The 12,695-nt window shown below is 47.5% G+C and carries 8 protein-coding genes and 1 pseudogene; 4 read left to right on the top strand and 5 right to left on the bottom strand.

The features are described 5' to 3' along the window. On the bottom strand, window positions 1–1,332 hold a 1,332-nt coding region (locus Q0668_RS24680; RefSeq protein ID WP_298869218.1), incomplete at its 3' end, for a DUF1552 domain-containing protein. Beyond that, window positions 1,325–3,628, bottom strand: a complete 2,304-nt coding sequence (locus Q0668_RS24675) for a DUF1592 domain-containing protein (RefSeq protein ID WP_298869217.1) — start codon at window positions 3,626–3,628, stop codon at window positions 1,325–1,327. The genes Q0668_RS24675 and Q0668_RS24680, both read right to left, overlap by 8 nt. Window positions 3,629–4,143: 515 nt before the next feature. Here Q0668_RS24675 and Q0668_RS24670 point away from each other — a divergent pair. Together Q0668_RS24670 and Q0668_RS24665 are read left to right on the top strand one after the other, a co-directional pair. Then, complete coding sequence (locus Q0668_RS24670; protein ID WP_298869216.1) at window positions 4,144–5,520, top strand: tripartite tricarboxylate transporter substrate-binding protein; 1,377 nt, start codon at window positions 4,144–4,146, stop codon at window positions 5,518–5,520. Between the two features lie 79 nt (window positions 5,521–5,599). Continuing rightward, complete coding sequence (locus Q0668_RS24665; protein WP_298869215.1) at window positions 5,600–7,141, top strand: tripartite tricarboxylate transporter permease; 1,542 nt, start codon at window positions 5,600–5,602, stop codon at window positions 7,139–7,141. Between the two features lie 38 nt (window positions 7,142–7,179). On the opposite strand, the gene Q0668_RS24660 is transcribed toward Q0668_RS24665, so the two are convergent. Then, a complete protein-coding gene (locus tag Q0668_RS24660; RefSeq protein WP_298869214.1) occupies window positions 7,180–8,673 on the bottom strand; it encodes a hypothetical protein in 1,494 nt (497 codons plus the stop codon). A 252-nt stretch (window positions 8,674–8,925) separates the two neighbouring features. Between Q0668_RS24660 and lgt the strand changes: the two genes are divergently transcribed. Continuing rightward, window positions 8,926–9,783, top strand: coding sequence for a prolipoprotein diacylglyceryl transferase (gene lgt, locus Q0668_RS24655; protein WP_298869213.1), 858 nt, complete (start codon window positions 8,926–8,928; stop codon window positions 9,781–9,783). A 29-nt stretch (window positions 9,784–9,812) separates the two neighbouring features. Here lgt and Q0668_RS24650 read toward each other — a convergent pair whose 3' ends face one another. Next, window positions 9,813–11,189 carry a DUF1501 domain-containing protein gene (locus tag Q0668_RS24650; protein ID WP_298869212.1) on the bottom strand — a complete coding sequence of 459 codons (1,377 nt, stop codon included), beginning with the start codon at window positions 11,187–11,189 and terminating at the stop codon, window positions 9,813–9,815. 630 nt (window positions 11,190–11,819) lie between these two features. On the opposite strand from Q0668_RS24650, the gene Q0668_RS24645 reads away from it, so the two are divergent. Further along, window positions 11,820–12,407 (top strand): sigma-70 family RNA polymerase sigma factor, encoded by a 588-nt coding sequence (locus Q0668_RS24645; RefSeq protein ID WP_298869211.1) that lies wholly within the window; start codon window positions 11,820–11,822, stop codon window positions 12,405–12,407. A gap of 108 nt (window positions 12,408–12,515) precedes the next feature. Here the strand turns inward: Q0668_RS24645 and Q0668_RS24640 are convergent. Next, window positions 12,516–12,695 (bottom strand): annotated as a pseudogene (locus Q0668_RS24640) (hypothetical protein); the annotation flags it as partial.

The raw sequence follows: 12,695 nt of genomic DNA, 5'->3' as shown, positions 1-12,695 counted from the left end.
GATGACTTTCAGGCGACCTGTACTATCACCAAAAGAGTTAACCGGGGCACCCATACGATCAAGCATGGAAACAAACAGATTACTCAATGGAGTTTCGGAAGGTACTTTAACATGGGAACCGGTTTGAATCGAACCACCCCCTTTGCCCGCGAGGATAACAGGCAGGTCATGATGGCTATGTCGGTTTCCATCACCAATGGCACTCCCATAACAGATCATGGAGTTGTCTAATAGATTGCTATTGCCTTCAGGCGTGGATTTCAGCCGCTTTAGAAAATAGCCAAACTGCGAAGTTAAGTATTCATCGATTTTCTGAATGTCTGCCATTTTCTTTTCATCATTGCGATGGTGCGAAAGTTCGTGATGCCCCGAATTCACACCCACCATCGGGTACGTTCGGTTACTGCCGGCATTGCCTACCATGAAAGTGGCAATACGCGTGGTGTCAGTTTGAAATGCTAGAACCAGCAGGTCATACATCAGCCGGATATGTTCCTGCAATTCACTGGGAATTCCATCCGGCAGTTTCATTTCCGGCGGTTTGACTTTCTCTTCATGTGTGCTGCGTTCAATTCGCAATTCGATTTCACGGACGCTGGAAAAATATTCGTCGATTTTTCTTTTGTCGCTTTTGCCGAGTTGTTTCTTCAATCGATCGGCATCGTTCTTGACCAGATCCAGGATGCTTTGACGGTCTTTCAAATGACGGGCACGTTGTTTTTCTTGTTCGGCACCTCCGCCAAACAGACGTTCGAATGCCAGTTTGGGAACAATTTCTTTTGCTGTAGGTGTCGAAGGCGTTCGCCAGGAAATATTAGATGAGTAGGCACAACTGTAGCCAGAATCACATTGTCCAGCGTTACGTCCTCGAACCAGGCCTAGTTCCAGAGAGGGGAGTCTTGTCCGATGTCCGACCTGTTGTGCAGCGACCTGATCAACGGAGACGCCCGCTTTAATGTCGGCACCACTGGTTTTGGTAGGGTGGACACCGGTGAGAAAAACCGAGGCACAGCGGGCATGATCGCCGGCACCATCACCCAGAGCACGGGCATTGATCTGGGCTAGTCCGGAAATCACATTGATATCCGATTTCAAACTTTCAAGCGGTTTTAAGCTTTTAGGAAGTTGATATTCTTTTCCTGTAGACTTGGGCATCCAGGAAGGTCCAATCACGCCATTCGGGAAAAAAATAAAAGCCGATCGTACAGGAGGCTTCCCGGCGACGGCAGCGGAAACAAGGCTTTGCTGAGGCTGCATGATTTCCAGCAAGGGCAATGCCATTGTGGTTCCGATACCTTTGAGAAATGTGCGTCGTTTCAAAAGATTAGTCATTTCGAGGACCTCTTTGACGTTTCAGGAAAGGATCGCTTAACACAATTTCAGTGACCAGCGCCGAAAAGCGATAACCCTTGGCTGTAAAGTTCGTTGTGATTTCATCAATCGCACATTTGTCGTAGAATTCAATACCACGACCAATGGCATAAGTCAGCATCTTTTCTGTTAAAGATCGGCAGAAACCCTGTTTCTGCTTCTCCAGAATTGTAATTAATTCGATCGGACCATTAAAAGTCTGCCCATCAGGCAATAAGCCTGAAGAATCAATTTTCTTTCGACCTTCTTTTTCTCGCCAGCTACCGATGGCGTTAAAATTTTCGAAGCCCAGACCCAAGGGGTCCATTAGATCGTGGCAGGCGGCACATCCGGCAATTTTGCGGTGAATTGCCAGTTGTTCGCGTAAGGTGGCATTCGGTTTGGCGCTAGCTGATTCTTCCAGTTCGGGAACATTTGGCGGTGGCGCTGGGGGAGGCGTTCCCAGAATATTTTCCATAATCCATTTTCCCCGTTTAACGGGAGAAGTTCGCCCGGGGTTCGACGTGAGTGTGAGAATACTGGCCTGTGTGATCAGGCCGGCCCGTTTGGTTTTATCGAGATTGACTTTCTGAAACGATTCGCCTTTTACTCGATTATTGCCATAAAATTTTGCCAGACGCTCGTTCATAAAAGTGTAATCAGCATTGATAAATTCGATGACACTGCGATCTTCTTTCATGATATAAGAAAAAAATTCTTCGGTTTCACGGCGCATATCATTTTTTAATTGACTGTTGAATCCACGGAATTTTTTGGGATCAGGAGAGAGATCTTCCAGATTTCTCAGGTTCAACCATTGGCCGGCAAAATTTTTGACAAATGCTGAAGATTTGGGATCGTTCAGCATTCGTTTGACCTGAACCTGTAATGTGCGGGGGTTATCGAGTTGGCCTTGCGCTGCCAACTTGAATAATGTATCGTCCGGCATACTGCTCCACAAAAAGTACGAAAGCCGCGAGGCAATTTCATACTGATTTACTTTTTGTACGCCGTTCGAGCTGGCTTGGACGGTATTCTGGATACCTTCAATACGGAACAGGAAATGAGGAGAAACCAGGATTGCCTGGATACCAACCTGGATTCCCTGCTCGAAGGTTCTGCCGGATTTGACTGTAGCATTTACCAGTTCCACGATCGGCTTGAGTTCCTGTCGCGAGACTGGTCGGCGGAATGCCCGTTCTGCAAATTGCTTGAAAATTTTCTCAGCACAATATTGAACCGATCGTCCACTTCCCGGATTGCAGGTAATGATCTTTTTATGAGACGCAGGCAAATCTGTTGGCAGAAGCCCCAGCGGCCCTCGATACGCAATCTCGTTAACATACAGGTTGCGATCCCTTTTCTTCGGTGGTCCCTTGGGATCAAAAAAGTCGTTCAAAAAAGTAACTGTAAGCACATGTTTGCCTTTTGAGAGCGCAACAGCGCGGGGCATCAGATAGGTTCCCGGGGCACTTCTGTCGGCTTTGACGTCAAAAGTTCTCAGCAATTTTCCATCCAGTTCGACTTTCATCTTCGCCGGATCCTTCCCGGCGGGAGTTTGACCTGCTTTGATACGAATTTCATATTTACCCGCCTGTTTCAGATTGATTAAACCAGCGAGTGTACCCTGAGAATGAAATCCCACACCGCTTTTTCTGATGGTGACGGCCCCTTTTTTCTGTAACTGCTTTTCCGTAATGTTTTTCCAGGGATAACTATCAGGGGTATTAGCAAAAATCGCTTTCTCTGCGATTTGTTCTGAGGCGTCCAGATACTTTTCCATCAGCAAAGGTGGCAATGACAGGACATCACCAATATTGTCGAAACCGTAACCAACATCATCTGAGGGAAAATTTTTGGCGGGTTGGAAATCTATTCCCACCAGATCGCGAATCGTATTATTGTATTCATTTCGATTCAAACGTCGGATCGTAACGCGACCAGGATTCACGTCTCCCGTACAGTCTATCCCGTAGAGGGTATCATCAAACCAGGCAAGAATGGCTTCACGTTCCTTATCGGTTGGCAGAGAATCAGCGTCTTTAGGTGGCATGGATTGAATCTGGATTCGTTGAACAATTTTTTCCCATGCTTCTCGATGTTCCAGAATGCTGGATCGCGACGTGTATTTATCGAGAGACAGACCTGCTTCGGCTTCTTCGCCGGTATGACAATCGAGGCAATATTTTGTGAGCAGTGGTTTGATTTGTGACGTAAATTGTTTTTCAGATATTTCAATACTTGAAAGGTCTGCGTTAGCCGAAACGACGTTGATCATCAACGGGAGGCAACACAGGGAATAAAGGGTTCCTCTCCCATTTCGAGATGATATGTATCGGAATACGGTTTCGATCATTTGCATTGACGGTTTAACTTTATGGTTGGGAGTACTCAGGGTGATTACTTTTGAGTGGCTGTAAATCAAAATAGTGAGCGTGACGGTTTCACACGATCGAGTTGAGGAAGGTATCATTCAGGCAGGATTCTGAACATATAGCCTAACCTTTTAAGAGCCCTATTTGCAAGATGGATCATTGGGAGATCTTTTCTAATCAGGCGATTTTATGCTGCAAATTCCCGCGTATCTTCATTCTACTCGAAGGGTACGGAGAGAGTTTCATTTTTTTAGTTTATTAAATATATATAGAAAGAGAAGTTCATGATTCCGCTTACCGCTACGTCGCTGGTCGTTGACAGGGTCATACTCTCTCTGCATCCTTAAGAATAAAACCGGCTGTTTCAACAGCTGATCTCTGCGAATCAAACTTGCAAATTATTTCTGGTACTGAACTGATGAATCAACGAGTGTTCTTGAGCAAGACAGTACGATTGACGCTTCTTCTGCTGAGCATGTTGCTCTGGGGAGGGTGTTCTACCAGTACGGTTGAAAATTATCCCGATCGTCCGATTTCCATTATCTGCCCCTGGTCTGTTGGCGGAGCAACCGATCGCACCTCACGCCAAGTGGCAGTCTTTCTGGAACAGGAACTTGGCGTACCCGTGAATGTCATTAATGCGACCGGTGGTCGTGGAGTGACCGGACACAGTCGCGGTTTAAAAGCCCGTCCCGATGGCTATACGCTAGCTGTGATTACCGGCGAATTAAACATGCTGCATTGGCAAGACCTGACTTCGCTCACGCATCAAGATGCCATTCCGATTATGTCCCTCGTCGATGGCGCAGCTGCCGTTTTCGTGCAAAACGATTCTCCCTTTCAGAGTATGCAGGAAATTCAGAAGTACGTAAAACAAAATCCCGGAAAATTGACGGCGACAGGAACCGCCAGCGGTGGCATCTGGCATTTAGCTCTGGCTGGCTGGCTCGATTTCAGTGGCCTGAAAGCAGATGACATTAAATGGATCCCCATGAATGGCGCCGGGCCTTCCTTGCAGGAATTGGCCAGCGGTGGAGTAGATCTGGTTTGTTGCAGTCTACCGGAAGCGAAGACGCTTTATGAATCGGGTCAAGTTCGCTGTCTGGGTGTGATGGCAGAAGAACCACTGCCGGAATTTAAAGAAGTTCCTACGTTCATTTCTCAAGGTATGAACTGGAACATCTCGGGTTGGAACGGGTTGGCTCTTCCTCGGGATACACCTCAGCCCATTGTCGACAAAATTTCAAACATAATGAAAAAAATCACCAGCGGCGAAGTAGTGTTGCAGAAGAAAACCTTTCCGGAATTCATGCAGGCTGCCGGCTTGAGTACCAGATATCGCGCCGATAAGGAATTCGCGAGTTTTCTGAAATCAAATGATCAAACTTTGGGGAAACTGTTAACCAGTGACGCGTTTTCTCAAATGTCCTCACGGGGAACAGGACCTTTGGTATTCCCGGGATTGCTGGCGATCGCCATTTGTGTGATCGTCGTTTGCCTAAGCGTTCAGAAAAAAGTGCATGCACTGGCGCCGGAAGTTTCCAGCGATACAGTCACCAGTCAGGGAATTGTGAATGCCGCTCTGGTTTTGTCAGGAATCGTAGCCTATTTGCTGTTTGCGGAAAAAGTTGGTTTTGTTTTGACGGCGGGAGCGATTCTATTTTTGTTGTTATGGAAATTTGGGACGCGCTGGTGGATGAGTGCTTTGATCACGGCTCTTTTTATTCCAGGAATATATACCTTGTTTGCTCAACTTTTACGCGTCCCGCTGCCGCGAGGTTTTTTGGGTTGGTAATTATCGCGATGTGACATCGTGCTTCCTTTGTTAAATTGTCAAGTACATTAAAAGTCGTCAAACTTATTGAAGTTGCAACATGGAATCGACATTCATTACCGCATTACAGAATATTACATCGCCGGAAGTGCTGCTGGTGATATTCCTGGCAGCCGTCTACGGTCTGTTTGTAGGTTCCATTCCCGGATTGACGGCTACCATGGCTGTCGCGCTGTTGATCCCATTGACCTTCTACCTCGATAATCTCTCTGCAATTGCTGCGATTGTAACTCTGGAAGCCTGCAGCATTTTTGCCGGTGATATCCCCACGACACTAGTTCGAATACCGGGGACTCCCTCCTCGGCGGCTTACACAGACGATGCCTATTCTCTCACGCAAAAAGGCCTGCATGAAACTTCGCTGGGAGTGTCGCTGGTCTTCAGTGTCGCCGGCGGTTTGTTCGGAGCGCTGGTACTGATCCTGGCAGCTCCCCTGCTGGCAAAAATCGCGTTTCAGTTTACCACCTATGAATATTTCTGGTTGTATGTACTCGGTTTGAGTTGTGCTGCCATTGTTTCTACTGGCTCTCGGCTCAAAGGTGCGTTGGCGCTGATGATCGGATTGATGTTTTCGACCGTTGGTTTAAGTGAAGTTCACAGTGTCCCTCGATTCACTTTTGGATTTGATGAATTGTTTACCGGTATCAACTTCATTCCCGCAATGATTGGTCTGTTCGGCCTATCTGAAGTCTTTCGGAATTGCCTGACTTCAAAGACAGATGAAAAAGTCCAACAATTACAATCGACGTTGAATTCGGAAGACGATCATGCCGTGTGGAAACACTTAAAACCGGTATTTGGTGGAGTCCTGCCGCAATTCTGGAAAAGAAAATTCAGTTGGCTGCGTTCAAGTTGCATCGGTGCGACTATTGGTATGATTCCCGGAGCGGGCGCCGACATCGCCGCCTGGATCTCATACGCTGTCTCCAAAAAATTCTCAAAGACGCCGGAAGAATATGGTAAAGGGTCTCTCGACGCAGTCGGTGATGCGACCAGCGCCAACAATTCGGCACTCGCTGGAGCTTGGATTCCCGCATTAGTACTGGGTATTCCAGGAGATTCTGTGACAGCAATTGTGATTGGTGTATTGTTAATGAAAAACATTACGCCCGGCCCCGAAATATTTAGTAATCCCGATCAACTGGTTTTAGTACATGGAATATATCTCACGTTTATTCTTGTGAATTTACTGCTGATCCCTCTCGGATTTCTGGCGATTCGCAGCGGTTCTCAACTCGTGCGAGTTCCTCGCCGCATACTCATGCCACTGATTTTGATGTTTTGTGTCGTCGGCTCCTATTCCATTAATGGCAGCTACTTTGATGTCTGGGTCATGCTGGGAATGGGTCTTATCGGATTCACATTAGAAGTGTTCGAGATTCCACTCGGACCGGTGGTTCTGGGAATCATTCTCGGCGGTCGTTTGGAACAGGCTTTTGTCCAGAACTTAACCAAGGATGACAGTTTCCTGTCTTTTTTCAATCGACCAATTTCCGCAGGACTCGGCATTTTCTGTCTTGCCCTCTGGCTCGTACCACTGGTCATGCCTTTCCTCAGAAAGAAATGGCAAATCAAAGATTAGCTCTCGCTGTTCATGGTTTCGTTCTCGTTTAAAGACGGTCAGGCGGCGCGGCGTTGTACCAAAAATTGACCGACGCGTACCATTCCCAGGCTGACGAACACCAGGGTGGGAAGTAGTATAGGTATCAAAAAGCGTTCGCCGGCAGCGATCGGAAGATACCAGGCAAATGCGAGCCAGAACAGCATGATCCATATGCAATACAAACGTCGTGCAGGATGTGTTTCCGAAAGCAGCCCGATGATCAAAAACGGGACGGCTAACAACCCAAAAAACAGTCGCCCTTCTCCAAAAGGTAGCGGTCCCAGACTTCGCACAAAAATGAACACTTGCCACACTAAACCTTTTACTTCCCGTTTCACAATTTCACGCACCGAGTGGGTCTGTAAATACGTTCGCGCGGCCGCTCCCAGGCTGCCCTGTTTAATGAGGGCGTGAGGATCACTGAATTCATCTTGAAACAGGAGATACGAGTTCGCATTAAACGTTGGGCTGCCATACACTCGAACATTGCGAATAAGTAGCGGCGAAGCAATTACAGTGAAGCTCGCCAGCAACAGAGCCAGACTTCCGAAGATCGTTTTCAGAGGAACCGTTGATGTGTTTGTCAGCGCCATTTCCGATTCAGAGGGAGTACGAATTGTATTTCTTGTCAATGAGGGTATGAAGCGGTTCCAGTTCACAGCATAGGAACAGAACCAGATGATCAGCCCAAGTATCAGCAACAGAGCCGTTCCTTTAGTCAACCAAGCTAGTCCAACGACTATCCCCATTCCTATCAGGAGTCGATAGGGGATTTTGGGAGACTGCCTGAGGTCAGGTAGTCGTAACACAGTTAGCCACAAAACAGCGACGAAGACTAATAGCATTCCTTCACAGACGGCCCGCCCGGTTAGATGACAGTAGGCGGCGTTCACACTCAGTACTAGCCCCGTTAAACCACCGGTGAGGTTTCCATACTGGAATGTGATTCCGATGGAGAAAATGAGTAAAGCCAATAAGCCTGACATCGCCGACAAACGCTTGCCGGTTTCGTAATCGGGGAAGTAGGAGAGTACAGCGACATACAGCGGGTGCTGGTTCGCTTCTAAATAATCTCCCTGGAAGAGTAACCGGACCAAAGCCATAGGTCCCCCCGCTTCCTGCACTGTTTGCGCCTGGGACAGAAATGCCGCCTGATCGTTGCCTTGTGGCGTAGGTTGCTCTGGAATCAGATTGATCATTACCACAAAATAGACAATTATCGAAAAGGAGAGTAACAAACTGCCCAACCAGTGATCTGCAGGATTCGTCGACTGAGAAAAAAACGTTTGCAGGTTCCGACCTTGATCAAGTAATTTAATCCAGAAGCGATCCGACACAAGACAGCCGACAATACCCAGGAATGCAGTAATCACACAGCAGGCTCCGGCCACTGATGCCAGAGAAGGTTGTTGAATTAGAGCGGCCCCTTTTAGTTGGATTATCTCCCATAGCGCCAGGCCGGATAAGCCAGCAAGAGCCCCTGAAACCAATCTGGGAAAGAGCGTGTTCATCTGGAAACATACTTTCTGAACGGAACTGTCGAAACAACAGCAGCCACTTGAAAAATCGTTTTTGACCCGGATCTCACCGTCTTTCGGTTCATACATCAGACCAAATGAATCTGATAACGCGACAAGAAACGCGATTTCGGGCTAGGCTTAACTTGCTGAATGGTCTATCTTTCGGTCTGATCATCATAGCAGATAATAACCATTTTGAAATCGCAGAAATGATCAGAATCTCTATTTCAGATGTTGGGAGTAATGAGTAACGTGAATTCCGTGATCACTTATCTACAGTGGGACATTAACCGTGTTTTATTTGAACTCGGCCCGATTAAGATACGTTATTATGGCCTTTTTTTCACAGCCGGTTTCATTTGTGGCTATTTAATATTGCGATGGATGTTTCGGACGGAAAACAAGAACGTTGACGATGTTGAATCGCTGTTGATCTATATGGTGATTGGCACCATCATCGGTGCCCGCCTGGGGCATTGCCTGTTTTACCATCCGGCTTATTTTTTTGAGGATCCGATTCGATTTCTTCAAATCTGGAAAGGGGGGTTGGCCAGTCATGGCGCTGCCATTGGGATCACACTTTCCGCATGGCTTTATTCGCGCAAACATACAGACCAGCCTTTATTGTGGTTGTTAGACCGCCTGGCGATTCCCGTTGCACTTGCCGGATTCTTTATTCGGATTGGGAATTTTTTCAATTCAGAAATTTTGGGACGCACTACAGACGTGCCTTGGGCAGTCGTGTTTAAGGATGGACTGGGACTGAAAACGCTAGCGGCCAAAATGGCGCCACGACATCCGGTCATGCTTTATGAATCATTTTGTTACGGCTGTATCTTTCTCGTGCTGATTTTGGTCTACCGGAAGTATCGAGCTGAAACGCCGCGCGGCTTATTGATTGGCCTTTTCTTCATCATGGTCTTTTCTGCTCGATTTGTACTGGAGTTCTACAAGTTGCGACAAGCAGAGTTCGCACAAACTCTACCGCTCAGTGTGGGGCAGATGTTAAGCATTCCACTGGTGATCGTCGGAATATTACTCCTCATTTATCGCAAACCCGCTCTGCCAGCCGTCACTGATTCGACGGCAAAAAAAACATAATCTGTCTGCCAGTTGTGAACGCAGGAATGTTATAACAACTGTGAGATCGGTCGCCCTGAGGATAATATGGGTACGGGTCTGCCGGAAAAATTGACGAGATCATGTGAATAATCAATGCCGAGATGTCGGTAGATTGTCGCCAACAGGTCCTGGGGTGTCACAGGGTCATGCAGTGGGTATTCTGCTTTTGAATTGGTACTGCCAATCACCTGCCCCATTTTCAAACCACCACCAGAGATCAACGCACTGAAAGCGCCGGGCCAATGATCGCGGCCCAGCCAGGGGCCTCCCTTCTTCCCTGGAAATGTTTGACGGTGACTCAGTCGTGGTGTGCGCCCAAACTCTCCGCATGCGACGACCAGAATTTTGCGATCAAGATTACGCTCGCTAATATCTTCGATCAGTGTAGAAATCGCCTGATCGTACTGCGGGAACCGTTCCAGATTGGCATGCACAAGGTGAAACGGCCCGGCATGGTCATCCCAACTGAAGTACTCACTTTTATTGGAAGGGGCCGTCGCATCAATATTAATCACAGCGGCACCTGCCTCCACCAGTCGCCGTGCTAACAGGCAATTTTGTCCCCAGCGGTGACGACCATAGCGATCGCGCAGTGATTCATCTTCTTGACTGATATCAAATGCGTCGGCGACTTTTGAACTGGTCAGCATCTGAAATGCCGCGCGTCGAAAATCCTCTGTACCACCCAGTGAGCCATCGAGATCCAGATCGCGACGAAACTGGTCGAATTGCGTTACGAGAGACCTGCGGTCATTGAGTCGTTGACCGTCAATGCCTGCCGCCAATTTCATATTGTTAGGGGCATAGCCTTTGACCGTGGGATCTCCCGAGTGAAAAGCCTTATGCATGAGGCCCAAATAATTCGGCGCAGTCATAAATGGGGATCTGTGTACTCCGATGTATTGTGGCAGCCCATCACTGCGAGAGCCTCGCATGTAACTGGCAATCATTCCAAAATCAGGGTGAGTCGACTTGTTGGTCGAAGTTGGATCGGGTGCAGCAGGTTCTTTTCCTGACAAAACCGTAATGCTACCATCATTATGAGCAGACATCCCGTGGTGCAGCGTGCGAATAATCGAAAATCGATCTGCAATTTTTGCCTGTCTTGGAAAGTGCTCGACAATTTCCATTCCTGGCACTTTGGTTTGAATCGGATTGAATGGCCCTCGATAAGCGCTGGGGGCATCCGGTTTCATGTCATACGTTTCAAGCTGACTAGGGCCACCCCACATCCAGAATAAAATCACCGATGTCTCTGGATCACCGACACCTGCCATCGCGCGAGCCGCAAGAAGATCTGCAAGTGTTAACCCTCCGAGGGCCAGAGTACCCACCCGCAAAAACTCACGTCGTGGTAGTGGGCCGGTACAGAGTGAGTCGTGCATTGGATACCTGCAAGGGTGACTGGTGCGAAACGTTTTTCTGGGCTCAGTCTGAAAACCGCTCCAGATTCACACTGGGAAAATTTTAATATCGTAACTTCGTGATTGTCCAGCACGGAATCAATTCTCATCGTATTCTGAATCGCGCTTCCGAGTTCCTTTGACGACCTGGATCCTGTTAAAATTACTCCTTCAATTTAAATTAAATAGTACTATCTTCTTTGTAGAGTCGCCTGCTTCGATCTTAATTATATTGAATCATGCAGTATCTAAAAATGCTGTTCATAAATGGTTTGGGGCAAGTCGTCTATGAAAATACAGTATTGCAAATCCAAAAGGCAAAGGAGAACCACAGGTTAGATGCGACTGCTTCAAGCGTCTTATTAACAGTCAGGCAGTATAAGGTGGGTGTAATTTTGTTTACACTTAGGGTCGTATTGCCTTAAATTAGAGATCCCTGTAAAGTTCGCAGGCAAAATACACAGATCCTAATACTAATGAACACGCTAAAGACATCATTTTGGATTCAGTGGTTTTTTTGCAACACGGATGAATAACTGCCGTGTATAATGAGATGCAGGCTTAACTCGCTTGCTGCCCTAAGGCAGCGATTTTATTGAATTGAGGCGATTTGTGGCTCTCACGGAAATCGATAAAAATTTACTCAGACGATGTCTGGCAGAAGAGCCGGGTGCGTGGAAGGACTTTGTAGACCGATTCATCGGTCTTTTTACGCACGTCATTCATCATACCGCACACGCCCGTAGCATTCGTGCTACCGAGAACGATGTTGACGATCTTCTATCTGAAGTATTTCTGGTATTGCTGGCAAACGACTACCGAGTACTCCGAAACTTCCGTGGAAACAGTTCACTGGCAACTTACCTGACTGTGATCTCCCGTCGTGTTGTTGTAAAAAAAATGGTTGAACGCCGTATGGCTGAAGCCCTAGGGCACGTTTCTACTCAATCGAAACTGGAAAACATTCCCGAAGAACGATCGCGTCAGCACCAATTGGTCGAAGATCAGGAAGAAATCCAGAACATGATCAAGCAACTGCCGCCCGCAGATGCACAGATTGTCGAACAGTACCATCTGAAGGGGAAGTCCTATCAGCAGATCAGTTCTGATCTGGACATTCCTGAAAATTCGATTGGACCGACTCTTTCCCGCGCTCGTATCCGAATGCGAGATACCAAGCCAAAAACACGCTCGCTCTAAGCGAGTGATCGAGTTCCGGTTGATGGTTTTTCTAAAGGGTTTCTTCATCATAGTCTCGTGGCGACGTGATCTTATCATTTCGCGAATGGTTTAATTTCCGAGAGGACACTAAAAAGGTCTTCTTCCACCCGGTGGAGGACCCGGTGGTCTCTGTCCTGGTCCCGGCCCACGTTTTTGAAAACTGGGATCTGGTGTTCCCCGATAGTTACGAGGAATAAACGGAAAGTCTTCTGTAAGCCCGCATTTCCCAGATGACTTCCCTCGCTTTGGCACGTAATTTGCGCCATA

It is taken from the genome of uncultured Gimesia sp. (assembly GCF_937910335.1).
Classification (GTDB): Bacteria; Planctomycetota; Planctomycetia; order Planctomycetales; family Planctomycetaceae; genus Gimesia.
Note: the sequence above shows the minus strand (reverse complement) of the source record. Positions and strands in the feature narration are given on the sequence as shown.

Excerpts from the sequence above, each read along its gene's own strand:
- lgt (WP_298869213.1), top strand. The coding sequence starts at position 8,926 with ATGAGTAACGTGAATTCCGTGATCACTTATCTACAGTGGGACATTAAC.
- Q0668_RS24670 (WP_298869216.1), top strand. The coding sequence starts at position 4,144 with ATGAATCAACGAGTGTTCTTGAGCAAGACAGTACGATTGACGCTTCTT.
- Q0668_RS24660 (WP_298869214.1), bottom strand. The coding sequence starts at position 8,673 with ATGAACACGCTCTTTCCCAGATTGGTTTCAGGGGCTCTTGCTGGCTTA.
- Q0668_RS24650 (WP_298869212.1), bottom strand. The coding sequence starts at position 11,189 with ATGCACGACTCACTCTGTACCGGCCCACTACCACGACGTGAGTTTTTG.
- Q0668_RS24675 (WP_298869217.1), bottom strand. The coding sequence starts at position 3,628 with ATGATCAACGTCGTTTCGGCTAACGCAGACCTTTCAAGTATTGAAATA.
- Q0668_RS24665 (WP_298869215.1), top strand. The coding sequence starts at position 5,600 with ATGGAATCGACATTCATTACCGCATTACAGAATATTACATCGCCGGAA.